This window comes from Brasilonema sennae CENA114, from assembly GCF_006968745.1.
In the GTDB taxonomy this organism is placed as follows: Bacteria; Cyanobacteriota; Cyanobacteriia; order Cyanobacteriales; family Nostocaceae; genus Brasilonema; species Brasilonema sennae.
In genome coordinates, this window is the sequence record NZ_CP030118.1 from 930076 (window position 1) to 946517 (window position 16442).

Here is a 16442-nt window from a genome sequence, read left to right on the forward strand (position 1 = left end):
CAGAGTTCACAATAATGTATCTATCTCACTGCAGCACAACTACTATTAGGCGCAGGCTGTTCCCGTTGTACACCAGTCTTGGTAGGATCATAACCGACCAGCACCACCTGACCTTTTTCGTTATATATCCAACCTTGAGCGGGTACTATCTTTTTGACTCTTGGCTGTTGAGATGGCTGCTTATAGGTTGTACTTGTTGAATTTACTGTCCTGGTTATAGGCTGAATTAAATCAACGCGCACATTGTCACTACTGAGGACTTTTTGGGGGTCAGTTGGAAGTCCGCCACGTCCTGTGAGGGTAAACGTGCTACCAAAACCTTTGGCACATGGATTTTGGGCTATCTGCTGTGCGGGATCGATCACAGTTTCTGTCAATTCAAATAATCCACGGCTGGGGTCAACTTCTGGGGTATTAAATTGCACAATGCCATTGAACTGCGGACCAGCTTCAGAAATGGCTGAGATGACGCTGTCTGGGGAAAGAAATCTGCCGCCCTTTGTTGTGATGAAGATATTGCCACCATAACCTTGTTGGGCATTGGCGGTAATTTTGCTATTTTCCAGGGCTACCAAGTTGCCAGTGTTAATGCTGATGTTCCCTCCCGTTGCTGTTCCTGTGGCGTTGGTAGTGATGTTGCTGTTACGGCGCAAGATTAAGTCGCCTGAATTCAGGGTAATGTTGCCCTGTCCCCCATTTGTGTTCGCGTAAATAGATGCTTGGTTGTCCAGCCGAATGTCTTTGGCAGTGGTAACTTTTATATTGCCTGCTGCGCCAGTGCCAGTGTTACTGGTAGAGATTCTACTGTCATTGGTTAAAGAGAGCGATCGCGCGTTGATGTCAATACTACCTGCGTTCCCCACAGCCCCCGGATTCACACTACTAAAAACGGCACTCGGGAATCCGTTGTTATCCAAGCCATCAAAAGCGACATTACCAGTGGCATTAATGATGACATTCCCTGCATTTCCCTTTCCGAGGCTAGCAGTACTCACTTGACCACCATTATTCACCGAGAGCGATCCAATCCTGAATTCGATATTGCCTGCGTTACCGACACCACTCTTTTCCACCCTACTCGCGGCAGTACTGTTATCAAACAAGAGTGAGTCTGCCGTAATCGCGATATTTCCACCATTCCCCTGTCCAGCGTTGCTGGCTTTGAGTGCAGCTCCATTTTTTAAAGAAACCGACGGTGCCAAGATTTGGATATCGCTACCATTACCAACTGCCCCAGATTCTACATCAGTGAAAATACCACTGTCTTTTCCCACAAAAGAAATGGAGTCGGTAGCCCGTACAGATACAACTCCCGGATTTCCCTGTGCACCGGAATATAAACCAGCTTGTAGTTGTGCTGTATCCTTTAAAGAAATTTCTTTAGCGTCGAGCACAATATTACCAACATTGCCCTTCGCTGGCTGTCCTTGAAGGCTTCCCACATTATTTGTGATCAGGCTATTAGCAACAGAGATAGTATCTTGAGCCTGAATTGTGATATTGCCTGCATTCCCCTGCCCAGCACTGCTGCTATTTACTCCAGCGTCATTGGTTAAAGAAACCGATTGCCCCGAGATGTTGATATTGCCTGCATTACCTTCTGCTCCTATGCCTACGAGACTGAAAATACCACCTATGGAGTTACCGATTCTTCCATCAAAGGAGATTTTCCCACCTGCAGAAACAGTCACATTGCCTGCATTCCCCTGTCCGAAAGTGTTAGAGCTAAACTGAGAACCTCCTTTGAAAGAAATATCCTCCAAGACATTAATTTGAATATTTCCCGCATTGGCTAATCTACCAGCCTCTGCTCGTCCGAAGGTAGTGGTGAACAATGAAGCACCATTGGTTGCAGAGAGATTACGTGCTTTGATTGTAATATCACCACCAATGCCTGTACTGGTTTCATCTACAAAAGTACTTACTGAAGTGTTTGTCCCATCAAAGGAAACAGCAGCATTAGGAGCATCAATAACTATATTGCCTGCATTTCCTCTACCAAAGGTATTAGCTCCCAACTGGGAGCTACCACCTAGAGAAATAGATTCAGAAACTTTGAGTTGGATATTACCTGTATTCCCTTGTCCGAAAGTGGAAGTGGATATAGCGGCGTTGAATAAAGAGAGGGAGGGCGTATCGATTACAACGTCAGGACCATTGCCTGTACTTAATGAGCCAACAGAACCACCCACAGAAGCGAACCTATTCGCAGATTCGCCTGTTAAGGAGACTTTATCCTTAGCTGTGATAGTTATCTTTCCTGCATTTCCTTCTCCGTTAGTGCTAGAAAGTATATAAATATTGCCGTTTCCTTCCAGAGTTCCTGTGTTGATGACTATATTTCCTGCGTTTCCTGATTGTTTGATGTTGGAACTGTTCGAGCCAAAGCCTGTAAGGTTAAAGATTGCACTATAAGCACTAGTAGTTCCTTCAATTTTCACCCTATCTGTAGCATCAATTTTAATATCACCTGCTTGAGCGCCTGGTGTTCCTAATCCTGACTCTATCCCCGCAAAAAGACGACTTCCTCCCAAAAGGTCTAAATTCCGGGCATTAACTGCAATATTGCCTCCCCCGCCTCCCTGAACATAAGCGATCGCACGATTACTCAGCGACACATCAGCTCGTTGCACTCCCACAGGGAAACTCAAACTCCCATCACCACTAAGTCCCACCGTCCCAGCAGCAGATAATCCTCCTAACTCAATTCTTCCTCCTTGTGCTATCAGTCCCCCACCATTTAAGCTGACGTTACCGCCTACTAGTGCTAAAGAGTTTCCTTGAGGAACCTCAAGACCAGCAGATTGACTCGTGATATTTTGAGGATTATTCCTAAATCCCAACCCAATCGGAACATTGATAGTTAACAACGGCGGTGCTTGTGGGTTAGTAGCACTAAACTCAAAGTTATTGTCAAACAGAAAACTATGCGCCGTACTCCCTAAAAATGAACCACCAATTTGCAAACTCGCATTTGGTCCAAAAATAATTCCTGCCGGATTGAGTAAAAATAAGTTCGCCTTGCCCAGTGTTCTAATCAAACCATCAATATTAGAAACAGAACCACCCGTCACCCGACCGATGATGTTTTGTATATCAAGTGCATTATTGAAATTAGCCGAACCACCTGTGGGTACAGAAAATTCTTTGAAGCTGTGAAAAAGATTTCCTCCCCTTCGAGTCCCGTCATCAATATTGAAATTTCTGCCATCAGGAGTGGTAACTGTCGTGGACACAGTTCCATCAGAAGTCACTTGTTGTGCAACTGCAATGGCGAGTGGCGCAAGAGTTGCTAAGGCGGATAGGGGTAAAGTTAACAGAAACAGGGATATCTTTTTCATGCCAGATGCAGTATATGAAGAATTTTTGACAAAGACTCTTATCAATCACAAGTTGACTCTAGGGGCACAAAGCAATACTGTACCCCTACATATGATTTTTCGTTCTGTGAAGAATGAAAAGTACAACAGAACGAATCAAATTGTGGATGAAAGTATTTATAACATCTTTAGTACGCGCTAATACTGAATATTAAAATTTTTGACGATGAGCAACAGTGCCTTAGCAAGGCTACAGAAATCACAATTGCTCATATAGATTTCTCTGTAATGAGATTGACAAACTTCTTGCCCTTGTGGAATGAAATAGCCCTGCCCTTGATAAGGGGAAGGAAGGTTTGGCAACAGACAAAACCTAGGTGAGGTAAAGCCAGACCTGTATCAAGAACGTATCTATCTCATTGCAGCACAACTACTATTTGGTGCAGGTGAGGAGCGTTGTGGGCCAGTCTTGGTGGGGTCATAAGCTACCAGCACCACCTGACCTTTTTCGTTATATATCCATCCTTGAACAGGTATTATCTTTTTGACAGGTGGCTGTTGAGATGGCTGCTTTTGAATTGTATTTGTTGAATTCACTGTACTAACAACAGGCTCAACCAAATCAACGCGCACATTATCGCTACTGAGAATTTTTGTGGGATCAGTTGGGAGTCCGCCACGTCCAGTGATTGTGAAAGTACTACCAAAACCTTTTGTGCATGGATTTTGGGCAATTTGTTGTGCGGGGTCGATGGCAGTTTGTGTCAATTCAAACAACCCACGGCTGGGGTCAATATCTGGAGTGATAATGTTGATAGTCCCACTTAAGGATGGGTTTTGTTGCGAAAATGCAGTGATGTCGCTTTCAGGCGTTAATTGGGAGCGAGGCTGGATTCCAAACAGACCTTGAGTTCTAATTGTGATTTTCCCTCCCCTACCGTTGAAAGCATTGGCAGTGATGTCACTATTTTCTAAGGGAAAAGCAACGATTAATGGAGAGTTAATCGTGATATTGCCGCCATCTCCATCAGTACCCCTACCCGCAGTCGTTGAGATTTCACTACCGCGACGCAAGAGTAAGAAGTCTCGGACTCCTAAAGTAATGTTTCCAGCATTTCCTTGACCATCACTATTGACACTGATTTTCGCACCATCTTGGAGTTGCAACTTTCCTGTCGCAATCTTAACGTTGCCACCCTGACCTGTGGAAGCAACAGATGTGCTGGCAAAAATCCCACTAGCCGGATTATCATTACCAAGTACGAACCTTGCCTGAGTCCTACCATCTCCTTGAGCTATTTCAGGAGCATAAAGAAGTCCCACCCAAATCTTACCATCAGCTATTTGGTTAAACAGATCAACTTTGCTAGGATTACTGCCATTGATGGTAATGCGGTCACTTACTTGGAGGTTGATATCACCTGCATTGCCTCCGCTAAAGGCACTGGTGAGAAGTTGTCCACCACCAGTCAGTTCTACTACATTGGCATTAACATTTATATTGCCACCACGTAAGCTACCTGCACTTTCTGCCCTTAATTGTGCGCCATCGGATACACGTAAAACACCAGTATTAATTCTAATGTCACCGCTCTGTCCCATAGTTCCTTGCTCACTGGTCGTCAGTAATGAACTGTATATTATGCTTTGTGAGCGATCGTTGAATGGGCGTGGAGCTGGAGACTTGCCTGAGATTTCGACATAATCGGGGGCAGAGATCTCAATATTGCCAGATTTTTGCCCGTTAAACGATCTAGCGCTCACTTCTGTCCCAGCAGTTACAGAAACAGACCGCCCGCCTATTTTAATATCACCTCCATAATCTCCGGTGCTGGCAAGCAAGCTATTTTCAATAGAGACAGGACCTACGGATTGGACAATGATATTTCCAGAATTCACTCCTTGAGTGGAGGCGGTAAAAAGCGAGCTATTCTTAGCTAAGGACACAGAGTTATTGCCAACTAGTAAGATGTTTCCTCCATCTCCCGTGCCACTGGGGGCATATATAGCAGCATTTGATAAAAAAATAGAACCATTTGCCTTGAGTGATATATTTCCGGCTCCCAGTTGGGATATGTCATTGGAGGTGGAGATTACCAGATCCTGCTGACTGACATCCTGCCCGATTAAAGTGATCGATCCATTTGCTTCAAGTGAGATGTTTCCGGGACGTCCCTGTCCTTGGATACTAGTATCTAGTGCTGCAGGAAAAGGATTCTTCGCATCAGGATACCTAGCCTGATTATTTATAGTAATTTCACCAGCCTGAATATTAATGTTACCTGCATTACCCGTAGCATCTACAGCCACCACATTGGTAACTCGGCTGTCCTGATTTAGTGTTACCACTCCAGTTGCATTGAGCGTAATATCTCCTGCTGTTGAGCTATCTGCCGTCAATCCTTTAGCAATCCCAGCAGAAATCCTACTTCCTGCCGAAATATCTAGGTTGCGGGCATTAACCGCTATACTGCCTCCACCGCCAGCACGTACATCTACAAAAGCCTCATTACTCAGCGAGACATCACCTCGTTGCACTCCCACAGGAAAACTCAAACTCCCATCACTATTGAGTCCAACTGTTCCTGCTGTAGATAATCCTCCTAACTCAATTCTTCCTCCTGGTGCTAACACTTGCCCACCATTTAAGCTGACGTTACCGCCTACCAGTGCTAAAGAGTTTCCTTGAGGAACACCAAGAAGAGCAGATTGAGTGGTGATATTTTGAGGATTATTCCGAAATCCCAACCCAATCGGAACATTGATAGTTAACAACGGCGGTGCTTGTGGGTTAGTCGCACTAAACTCAAAATTATTGTCAAATAGAAAACTATTCGCTGTAGTCCCAAAAAATGAACCACCAATATTTAATTGGGCATTTGGTCCAAAAATGATCCCGGCTGGATTGAGTAAAAATAAGTTTGCCTTGCCCAGTGTTCTAATCAAACCATCAATATTAGAAACAGAACCACCCGTCACCCGACCGATGATGTTTTGTATATCAAGTGCATTATTGAAATTAGCCGAACCACCTGTGGGTACAGAAAATTCTTTGAAGCTGTGAAAAAGATTTCCTCCCCTTCGAGTTCCGTCATCAATATTGAAAATTTTGCCATCAGGAGTGGTAACTGTCGTGGATACAGTTCCATCAGAAGTTACTTGTTGTGCAACTGCGAAGCTGAGTGGCGCAATAGTTGCTATGGTTGCTAGAGGTAAGGTGAATACAAACAGCGATAACTTTTTCATCCGAGATGCATCATTTTAGAAATAATTTTTTACTCACAAGTTGACTGTAGGTGCACAAAGCTTTTGGTTTCCCAGATCTTGCACTAGTATCAACAACGAGGCAGAGCCTCGATATCTCGTTCCCAGGCTGAGCCTGGGAACGAGGGTTGGGAGGCTCTGCCTCCCGATTATTGAGAATGATGCAAGGTCTGATCTTTCCCAAAGCAAATGCTTTTTGTCAACAAGAACCTTGAAATGTCAATAAAACCCAAAATAATCGCAGTATTTGCTCGGTTCTTGACAATTTTCTCAACGTAGATGCTCTGCGGCAAGCTTGTAGCATCGCCTTAACCCCTAAAAAACCTGTCAAGCACTAATTCTTGTTTTCCAGTTGATGCACTGATTAATATTTTTGTCAAGACTATAAGATGCGTTTACCTTGATGCTGCACCCCTACATGGGTTTGTCGTTCCAGAAGAATGAAAAGCACTACAGAACGAATAAAATTGTGGATGAAAGTATTAATAACAGGGTTGTACGCCCTAATACTGAATTTGTAATATTTTTTGACGATTCATTACAGTGCCTTAGCAAGGTTACAGCCTGAAAGGCTTTGACTACCAAACCTTACTCATATTCAAAACAAACCCTGGCAAAACTGACTCACCACTGACAGTAACAGGATTATCCAAACATTCCTCTGACATTCCAGGACGATAAATATAAACTTTGCGGTGCTTGCGATCAATCAACCAACCTAACTGTATCCCTGGCTCTCTCATATATTCTTCCATTTTGTCTTTTAAAGGCTGAAGATTATCAGAAGATGAGCGGAGTTCTACAACAAAATCTGGACAAATTGGAGCGAACCTTTGCTGTTGTTCTGAACTTAGAGCATTCCACCGTTCAAGTTTCATCCAGGAAGCATCAGGCGATCTATCTGCACCAGTTGATAGCTTAAATCCTGTACTAGAGTCAAAACAAATACCTGTTTCATTCTGCTCTGACCAAATTCCCAACTGGAGAGCTACGTTAAAATTACGGTTACCTGTCTCTGAACCAGTCGGAGGCATAATTGAAATCTCACCAAATTTGTCACGTTCAATACGTAAATCTCGATTAACCTGACAGAACTCAAAAAACTGCTCATCTGTCATTTGCAAATCTGATGGCATCCGTAAAAAAATAGCAGATGAAAGCATAGTTATTTTCTCTAATTGCCTACCCAACTAGCTTTTATTCTCGCGCAAAAACGCTGTAGAGACAGGAAATCTCGCATCTGTTTGCCCCTCTCCTTTATAACGAGAGGGGTGCCCGTCAGGGCGGGGTGAGGTGATAGCTATGGATACACAGCACTTGTCTAAAATTATTTCCGGATTTTACCTCATATCAAATCCGTTTGTATCGGAATTATTTCTCCTTCCTCTTTCTCTGTGTCACGCCAGGTGCTACAACGGGGCGGCACGTTATGTTCCCCCGCTTCCCCCCAAAAGCTGCCTTGGGAACCCCCCTTCGGGTATGCGCAAAGCGCACGCCTTACGGCGAACGCCAGATGCCTACGGAGGGAAACCCTCCTGCAGCACTGGTCTCACCGCAACGCACTGGCTCCTCTGCGCCCACCGCGAACTTTGCGGGAGGAACATCCACACCGAAAATTCGCTCTGGTGCGGTTTTTTCTCACTCAGATGCTACCGGATTTTACCTCACCCCCTGCCCCTCTCCTTATAAAGGAGAGGGGTGAGGTGTAAGTTATGAATGCAACGCGCGTGTTACTTATTAGGTTGAGGAGTCATCCGCAGATAAGGCTTGACTTCCTCATATCCCTTAGGAAACTTCTCCTTGAGCACTTCTGGATCTTTGAGCGAAGGAACAATCACGCAGTCATCGCCATCTTTCCAATCAGCTGGTGTCGCTACGCTGTGGTTATCTGTCAACTGCAGCGAGTCAATCACCCGAAGAATTTCATCAAAGTTGCGTCCTGTGCTGGGGGGATAAGTTAAGCTCAGACGTAGTTTCTTGTTGGGATCGATGATGAAGACTGTACGTACAGTCAGCAATGCATTAGCATTCGGGTGAATCATGTCGTAAAGATCAGAAACTTTACGATCCGCGTCTGCCAAAATTGGATAGTTGAGGTTGGTGCTTTGAGTTTCCTCAATATCTCCAATCCATCCTTTGTGAGATTCAACATCATCAACACTGAGAGCGATCGCTTTGACATTGCGTTTGTCAAATTCTGGCTTTAGCTTAGCCACTCGCCCTAACTCTGTTGTACAAACAGGTGTATAATCTGCGGGGTGAGAGAACAGCACAACCCAGCTGTCGCCAGCCCATTCGTAAAAGTCTATGTCTCCTGTGGAGGAGGCTTGGGTAAAGTTTGGTACTGTGTCGCCTAAATGGAGAGCCATGTCACATTCCCTGTGGTTCAAAAAGCCATATGTATTTTATCTTGCCATGATGACACAAAACCCCGGTTTGCCGATTGGGGTTTAACCTCATGAAACAAAATTGTAAGTTGTGCAAGTTTGCACAAACAGATTTCCTATTTTACGTCTAAGTGGGACAATATTTGATTATACGCCTCAAGGGTTTGATGAGCGATCGCATCCCAACTATAATTTTTCAGAGCATACTCTTTAGCACACAATCCCCGCCGTTGGCGTTCCGAAGGATTTTGTAATGCTATACGAAGCATGTTAGTGAATTCTGACACATCTGTTGCGCCCACCCATCCGGACTCGCTATCACGCACTTCTTGACAAATGTGCACTTGGTCTGATATTACTACTGGTGTTCCAGCAGCCATCGCTTCAGCTACAGCAATACCAAAATTTTCGTAATAGGATGGCAAGACGAAGATATCAGCAGCTTGTAGAAGAGTAGATTTTAATTCACCAGTGACAAAGCCAGTGATTGTGGAGTGCGATCGCAACTCAGAAGCTTGTATTTGTAATTTTATCTTTTCTTCATAACTTGGATCTTGAGGATTAGTCCCAGCTAGGACAAAGTGAAAATTTAATCCTTCAGCTAAAAGCGCCTCTAACGCTGGAAGCAGTAGATTCAAACCTTTTTTTGGATCAATCCGGGACATAAACAGCACTAGAGGCACATCTTCTGGTATACCTAACTGACGACACACCTCTTCTGTTTCTGCTTCCCCTACTCTCTTAATAGGCTTCACACCCAAGGGAATCACCAAATCTCGGGTTGAAACTCCAAATCTTTCTGACACCTTGGCTTCCTGAGTGCTAGTAAAGTGAATTGCGGCTGCAGCAGCTAAATTTGGACGTTCTAAAATTGCAGCATAAAGCTGTTTCAGTTGCTTTTTTTTACGTAAATCAGCAGGATCTAAAGTTCCCAGAGGACGCAAAATGTAAGGTAGTTTTTGTCTGTGACAAATAGTCGCGGCAAAACTACTAACAGGGGAAAATAGAGCATGAATATGGGCTAAATTAAACTCACTTGCATGACGATTTAACCACCTGAGTAAGTCAACAGAAAATTTATAGCGACGAAAAGGGGCACAACGAAAATAAATTATCTTATAGCCATCCTGTTCGATGGGACAACTTAAGGGAACATCCAAAGGTTTTTGCCCAGAATCACCATTGCTGTCAGTAGTGAGAACAGTAACTTCCACTCCTTGCCGTGCCAATGCGGGAGCGAGTCCTAGTATCATTTGACTAGGACCACCGTAAATCAGTGAAATTGAGGGAATAATCTGTAGAACTTGCATAATAGGTTTGGGCAAGAGTAGGTTTTCTTAACCTTTACCCTTGCCCAAGACAAAACTTTACATATATTACGTATATTCAGTTTAATGACATGATTGACTGAAAATGCTAGGTTGTCACAAATTTTATTCTAGAAAACTGCGCGATCGCTGAGTCTTAATCAAAGAAACTTGTATAGTCAAGAGGAAGCTGACAAAACTAGCAATAGCAATCACTGGTATCATTGCCGTGCCAGAAAGTACGCTCAAAATCACCGTCGTGCTGATTGGTGTTTTTGTAATTGCCACATTTACCGCTGCCATCATGCAGATCATGGCAATTGTTGGATGGATTTGTGGAACACCCAGAGAGACAGCAAAGCCTACTGCTGCGCCAACATAAAATAAAGGGAAAATGAATCCTCCTCGGAAACCGGAGTGGAGGGTGCAACAGATAGCCAGCATCTTAGCAAAGGCAATCATCAGCAACATCGTCATCCCAAGCTGTGAACCTGTCTCTACGATAGTTTCAATTTCTTTTTCACCAAAAAACAGAGTTTGAGGAAACACCAAAGCAATCAGCCCAATTGATAAGCCTCCTAGCGTGGCAAGCAGAATGATATGGTGGCGAATGTGCTCGCTAAAGTGTCCGATGCTGCGGAAAAGAACAACAAAGAGAATGGCAACTAACGCACCTAAGACTCCAAGGATTGCGCCCTCAACCAGATTTATCAACTCAAGTGTAGGAACAGCCCCAAAGTGGTATATGGCACCAATCTCCAGCCCCGTATTCAGTCGAAACACAAAAAAGCTGAGAATTGCGCTCAAGATAGCGGGAATGAGTGCTTCATAGTATTCCAGTCCTCGTCGATGAGGAATTTCCAAAGCGAAGAGGGCACCACCAACAGGCGCACCAAAGAAGGCACCAAGGGCAGCACTCATACCACAAAAAGTCAATACGCGGGCTGAAACTAGCGTCACTTTAAGCTTTTTACCTAGCCAACCACCAAAACTACCAATGATTTGTACCAAGGGCGCTTCAGGTCCCGCACTACCCCCTGCAGTGATAGAGAATAAAGAGGCAACAATCATTGCTGGGGTTTGACGGATCTCAATCAGCCCTGGATCGTGTACTTTGTCAACTACCATTGAAACTTCACCAGGAAGTCCCATAAAGCGGAGGGTTAAACCAACCAGCAAGCCACCAATTGTAGTCACAATCCAGATATAGTTCTGAGGTGAAAACCCAATTGGAAATTTTGGGGTGATAAAGTCCGGTAAGGTATGCCATACAAAATGCAAGCAGGCTTCTAGCACATAGTAGTAAGCCGTTGCAACCAACCCTCCAGCAATCCCGATTACTACTGAACAGAGAATTGTTTGCTGGTAAGTGAGTTGACGAGTTTGGGCAAAGCCTTCAACTATGGGGTTAGACTCCGTGGTTTGAATTGTCAGTGACAAAATTTTCTCCATTTATGGAATTTCGAGGATACGAAGGAAGAATCCAAAAGAAATATCGGCTTTTGTATATGTCCCAATAAATTCATTTCAGATTAGGAAGTGCGACAACACATTTTTTACTTGCATTGTCGCTGCTATTATGCATTCAACCAGTCGTTTGTATGGCTGACGGGTTTGTACTATAAAAAAGACCAAAACCAACTGCACTTGGCAGTTAAAAAGAATTGGCACACCAAACCCAGCTTTGACACCGAAAGCTTTGGCAATTTGATTTCGTAAAAAATCAGTTTCTGACGCTGCTGAGGCATCCGATAGAGCGACTACCAAGCCATCACAAGCTAAGTGTTACCTGCACACTTAATGATTGATGATAAACAATGCTGTCTTGTCTTTTTGTCCGATAGTATACACATTTAGCTGAAATTATTAATGCTGGACTTTAGACAAAAGCACGGAAAGTTGGCACTCCTCGTTCCCTGTTCCCTGTTAAGCGCCCTGACTTTGTTAGTTCACCAAATAAAACCGGATTTCTATATAGTTATAAGTTCTTTATAAAACTCCAATTGCTGTTTTGCTAAAGCTTTATTCGTATACTGAGTCATTACTTTTTCATAACCCATTTCACCTAAATTCTTAGCAACTTCAGGTTTTTCCATTAATTGGAGTATGCAATCAGCCAGCCCTTTCGGATCTCCTTCCGGAAATATTAATCCAGCATCACCAATCACATAAGGAATTTCACCAGAATTAGAACCAATAACAGGGACTTTGCAAGCCATTGCTTCTATGAGTACATGACCAAATTGTTCTTTCCAGCCAGCAGAAGTTATATTTTTGAGACTGTAGTTTGTTTCTGATGGCAGGACTAAAGTACTCATTAAATTGATATATTTTGGAACTTCATCATGTGGAACGCTTTCTACCAAGATGATTTTGTCTTGAATATTATATTCTGCTGCTTTGTTCATTAACTCTGACTTTAACGAACCACGTCCCAAAAGCAAAACTTTCCAAGATTTATCTCTCAAACTAGCTAAAGCATTTATCAGAGTCAGTAATCCCTTTTCTGGAACAAAGCGTCCAACAAATCCCACAACAAAATCATCTGGTTGAATTCCTAATTTACTTCCTAATTCTGGTTGTGGTGTGGGAGTAAACAGAGTTTCGTCAACACCCAGTTGAGGCATAACTTTGATGGAACCTTTGTATCCATGTTCTCGTAATATCTCGGCACCATCTTGGTTACCCGAAATAATGCCATGACTGTGGCTGAGATTATATTTCTCTAATAAAGAAACTGGAAATTTCAGGTTATATGGTAAATTCCACCAGGTGAAAAAGACATTTTTTGCCTTGAGTCCTAAAAGCCGATTTAAAGTAATCGTCTCAGTATAAGCTAATCCCTTAGAACCTTGTTCTACCTGGATAATCTGGGGACGAAAATCTGACAACAAAGCTATCAAATCAGCGCCAAATGTCAGGAGTCCTTGATGATTTTGACTCAAGTTAGAAATTGGAATAATACGAAACTTGCCTTCCTCACGGTATTGAGTTTCAATGATTTTATTTTGAACACCGCCCGGTTTCCACTTTTTGGGAACGACAACTGTGACTTCAATTTCCGGTTCTAGTTGAGAGAGAAGGCGTAGTTTTTCACAGTTAAGGTCTACAATATAAGTGTGGCTTGCTACTAAAATCTTCATTGATATCTCATAAGTTCTCATTTTTTCTTTTTAACTGCAGATCCCCGCGAATTAACGCAGATAAATTTATCATCTATCTGCACCGATCGCCGTCAATCTGCGGTTAAATAATCTTAACTTGCTCATCCATGTGAGTGTAAATTTGACCATCATTCCAAATTGATTGAATGACAGTACCCAAGGCTTTTAAAAACCCCAAAAAGAAGAAAACGCCACGAGTCACAATTTTGATGGGTGAACCGCTTTTGTTGCAAGGAGGATGTCCAAGGACATGACAGTCAAATAAACGAGCATAAAGCCGTAAAGCTTGAGTAGTGGTGAGGTTTTTCAGCCCCATTAAGAAATGGTTGTGGTAAAAAGTGAGTTGGTATTGGAGAGAGCGCATACTAATATCATGGCAACCTCCCGTCTCTTCTCCTAAATGTACCAAATCTGCTTCTGGGTCATACCAAATTTTATATCCTGTTTGCCGCAACCTTAAACAAAAATCAGATTCTTCTCGCACTGCACTACCACGAAACCTTTCATCAAATTTCAAACCGTATTTGGTAAAAATTTCGCGACGAAAGGACATATTACAACCCCTTGCTGTTAGAACTTCTTGGGGCTTAATTGTATGTACCAAATCGATATAATACCAAGCAATTCCTGGATCCATTGCCTGGGGAGGAAGATATGAAATCTGTAAATTTCCCCCAGAGTCACCTAATTTCATTCTGTCAAATACCCGTCCAGCAATAGCCCCCACTTCTGGTTTTTCTAAATAGTTTTTCGCATGGGCTGCTAAAAATCCAGGGGTTAATTGCACATCATCATCAATAAATAAAATGATTTCACCTGCTGCACGTCGCACTGCATAATTTCGCGCCCCAGGCAAACTTGCCCAATTCAAACGAAACCACTTTATTTTGTTAGTTTCGGCTAACTCTTCTAAGTAAGCTTCCGTTTCTGATTGATGTTTTGGAGTTTGATCTACAACCAAAACTTCATAATTTGGGTAGTCCTGTTTCAAAACATCAGCAAGACTATCGCGCAGTGGCTCTTCACGACAGTACGTCGGGACAATAACAGAAATTAAAGGTAAATTCATATTAATAGTCATCAGTCATTAGTCATTAGTCATTAGTCATTACTCTCTTGCCGGTGCAAGATTACCTATCTTCTTTTTGATTTTCTTGGCGTCCTTGGCACGCCAGTCGCCTCAACGGGGGGGAACCCCCGCACGGCGCTGGCTCGTCTTGGCGGTTCGTTAAATTAGGTATTCTTGTGGCGGAAAGGGAGTAGTCAAAAACTATTCTCCCCTGCTTCCTCTATCCCTCTCTCCCTCACTCCCTTCCCCCTATTCTTCTTACCCTGTTTCTTTTTTACCTGCGCTTGTTGGAGTCTTTCTTGCTTGTCTATTTCTGGTAATTTTAACAGCACTCCAGCAAAGAACCAGTAATAGACAGCAATTGGATCGACATCAAGAGGATAATAGTAGGTGTTGTAACTAATAAATAATATGAACACCCACAAAGCAGCTGCGTAACTGCGGAGATTAGGATTTCTGATGGAACGATAAGTCTGGAAACACACGATTGTTAAAGTCGTGACTAAAGCTAAAAATCCCAGTAATCCCAACGGTCCAATTTCATATATTATTTTAGGATAGTAAGTTTCTATTAGTCTGGTGCTACCTAGCACACGAGCAGAGTTAGTGGCACGCCCTAACCCATGTCCTAGTGGTTCTAAATTTCTCCAAACGTTCGCAAATTGCTGCGTGATAAATTCTAGGGGTGGGGAAGCTTCCCAACGTTCATTCAGACTTGCTGTCCTTTCTTGGAAAATCTCAGGGTTTCTCACGATCGCAAATCCCAAAATCATCGCCAGTCCCACTCCTATGGGCAGAAACCGTTTGAGGTTGCGAATTTGACCAGTCAGCAATAGCAAAACTACGAAGCACAGAGGTACCAATGCTAAGGCTATCCTTTGCCCGGAGACAATTGCATTAATCATAACTGCTGCCATAGAGCTTAAACTTAGAATCCGCCAGATTCTAGAAGGATCACTAAAGCCGGAAGCAAAGGCAAAAAAGATACTGGAAATCAAAAACCATCCCCACTGCCAAGGCGCAACAAAAGTTCCTGGTAGACGAATTATCCCTTGATCGGGACTATAAATCAGAGAACCACCAAAGTAACATCGCGCTTCGATTGATGCTTTAAATTGGGCCGCCCCTTCTAAGAATCTTGTGCCTTGACATATCCCCTTCGATAGTAATACGTATTGAATTAATCCCATCGCACAGCACGCTAATATAAGCACAATTTGCAGGCGCGATAAAAATAGGAAATCCCGCTGATTGCGAATGAGATAGTAAGCGCAACCAATCAAGGGTACATAGCCCAACAAGACTTTTAAACCGAGTATCCCCACGCCTATGGGTATTTCTGTTGTTGTATCGTTTAATAATTGAGTTAAAGATGGGTTAAGCTGCTGCGCTCCATTAACAAATACTAGTGTTAGTAAACATATACCTAACAAAATAAACAGTGGAGTTTTAATAGCTTGGGGAACGATTAGGGGTAATCGCTGTTTTCGACACATTTGCCAAAGTCCAATCAGCGCTGGAATATAAAACGAGTCTTTTGCTAATTGGAGTATGGGACTATTGCCGAGGTAGTAAGTAATAGTACCCGCAAACGGCACGTAAATAAGAAAAGCAAAAAGGGCCTGGCGGGGATATTTGTAAGACAAAGCGATAGTCACAATTCCCAATAAACCTGGAACTGCTGCCTTAATTCCACCAACAAAAGCCATGAGAATGCCAAAGAAGATACCGCCAAAAGCAGCAGTCGTTAAAAAATTGGTGAATTCTTTGCGCTGTTGTGCAGCTTTACGCTTTTGGGCTAAACGTTCTTTGAGGCTAAGAGTTGGAGTTTCCTGACCCTTCTGTTTTTTTGCTTTTTTGTATTTGTTGGATTTTAACTTTGCTGTCAGCATGGCGTTGCTGTAGATATGCGCATAAAGTCACTAGCTATA

At 43.1% G+C, this 16442-nt stretch carries 11 protein-coding genes; 1 reads left to right on the top strand and 10 read right to left on the bottom strand.

What is annotated here, in order from left to right; translation table 11 throughout:
• Nucleotides 1-20: 20 nt before the first annotated feature.
• From DP114_RS03945 to DP114_RS03955, 3 genes are all read right to left on the bottom strand, one after another.
• The gene (locus DP114_RS03945; protein ID WP_171975499.1) at nt 21-3341 is read right to left on the bottom strand and encodes a two-partner secretion domain-containing protein; all 3321 of its coding nucleotides are present in this window, start codon (nt 3339-3341) and stop codon (nt 21-23) included.
• Nucleotides 3342-3731: 390 nt separating this feature from the next.
• Entirely contained in the window at nt 3732-6566 is a 2835-nt protein-coding gene (locus tag DP114_RS03950; protein ID WP_171975500.1) for a two-partner secretion domain-containing protein, read from the bottom strand.
• Between the two features lie 596 nt (nt 6567-7162).
• Nucleotides 7163-7747 carry a Uma2 family endonuclease gene (locus tag DP114_RS03955; protein WP_169268277.1) on the bottom strand — a complete coding sequence of 195 codons (585 nt, stop codon included), beginning with the start codon at nt 7745-7747 and terminating at the stop codon, nt 7163-7165.
• Nucleotides 7748-8013: 266 nt separating this feature from the next.
• On the opposite strand from DP114_RS03955, the gene DP114_RS34270 reads away from it, so the two are divergent.
• Nucleotides 8014-8286, top strand: coding sequence for a hypothetical protein (locus DP114_RS34270; protein ID WP_216669967.1), 273 nt, complete (start codon nt 8014-8016; stop codon nt 8284-8286).
• 28 nt (nt 8287-8314) lie between these two features.
• Here the strand turns inward: DP114_RS34270 and DP114_RS03960 are convergent, their stop codons facing one another.
• From DP114_RS03960 to hpsL, 7 genes are all read right to left on the bottom strand, one after another.
• Nucleotides 8315-8953 carry a peroxiredoxin gene (locus DP114_RS03960; RefSeq protein WP_171975501.1) on the bottom strand — a complete coding sequence of 213 codons (639 nt, stop codon included), beginning with the start codon at nt 8951-8953 and terminating at the stop codon, nt 8315-8317.
• Between the two features lie 134 nt (nt 8954-9087).
• The gene (hpsP, locus tag DP114_RS03965; RefSeq protein ID WP_171975502.1) at nt 9088-10281 is read right to left on the bottom strand and encodes a hormogonium polysaccharide biosynthesis glycosyltransferase HpsP; all 1194 of its coding nucleotides are present in this window, start codon (nt 10279-10281) and stop codon (nt 9088-9090) included.
• Nucleotides 10282-10404: 123 nt separating this feature from the next.
• On the bottom strand, nt 10405-11718 hold the full coding sequence (locus DP114_RS03970) for a chloride channel protein (RefSeq protein WP_211178725.1): 1314 nt from the start codon (nt 11716-11718) through the stop codon (nt 10405-10407).
• Between the two features lie 87 nt (nt 11719-11805).
• Nucleotides 11806-12045, bottom strand: coding sequence for a hypothetical protein (locus DP114_RS03975; RefSeq protein WP_169268273.1), 240 nt, complete (start codon nt 12043-12045; stop codon nt 11806-11808).
• A 203-nt stretch (nt 12046-12248) separates the two neighbouring features.
• A complete protein-coding gene (gene hpsO / locus DP114_RS03980) occupies nt 12249-13421 on the bottom strand; it encodes a hormogonium polysaccharide biosynthesis glycosyltransferase HpsO (RefSeq protein WP_171975503.1) in 1173 nt (390 codons plus the stop codon).
• Nucleotides 13422-13524: 103 nt separating this feature from the next.
• Entirely contained in the window at nt 13525-14511 is a 987-nt protein-coding gene (hpsN, locus tag DP114_RS03985) for a hormogonium polysaccharide biosynthesis glycosyltransferase HpsN (protein ID WP_171978113.1), read from the bottom strand.
• A 194-nt stretch (nt 14512-14705) separates the two neighbouring features.
• Nucleotides 14706-16403: a hormogonium polysaccharide biosynthesis protein HpsL gene (gene hpsL, locus DP114_RS03990; RefSeq protein WP_171975504.1), complete on the bottom strand. Its 1698-nt coding sequence runs from the start codon at nt 16401-16403 to the stop codon at nt 14706-14708.
• Nucleotides 16404-16442 lie beyond the last annotated feature (39 nt).

Bases quoted from the DNA above. Each gene is read 5' to 3' on its own strand.
- DP114_RS03945 (WP_171975499.1), bottom strand. From the start codon at position 3,341: ATGAAAAAGATATCCCTGTTTCTGTTAACTTTACCCCTATCCGCCTTA.
- DP114_RS03950 (WP_171975500.1), bottom strand. From the start codon at position 6,566: ATGAAAAAGTTATCGCTGTTTGTATTCACCTTACCTCTAGCAACCATA.
- DP114_RS03955 (WP_169268277.1), bottom strand. From the start codon at position 7,747: ATGCTTTCATCTGCTATTTTTTTACGGATGCCATCAGATTTGCAAATG.
- DP114_RS34270 (WP_216669967.1), top strand. From the start codon at position 8,014: ATGTTCCCCCGCTTCCCCCCAAAAGCTGCCTTGGGAACCCCCCTTCGG.
- DP114_RS03960 (WP_171975501.1), bottom strand. From the start codon at position 8,953: ATGGCTCTCCATTTAGGCGACACAGTACCAAACTTTACCCAAGCCTCC.
- hpsP (WP_171975502.1), bottom strand. From the start codon at position 10,281: ATGCAAGTTCTACAGATTATTCCCTCAATTTCACTGATTTACGGTGGT.
- hpsO (WP_171975503.1), bottom strand. From the start codon at position 13,421: ATGAAGATTTTAGTAGCAAGCCACACTTATATTGTAGACCTTAACTGT.
- hpsN (WP_171978113.1), bottom strand. From the start codon at position 14,511: ATGAATTTACCTTTAATTTCTGTTATTGTCCCGACGTACTGTCGTGAA.
- hpsL (WP_171975504.1), bottom strand. From the start codon at position 16,403: ATGCTGACAGCAAAGTTAAAATCCAACAAATACAAAAAAGCAAAAAAA.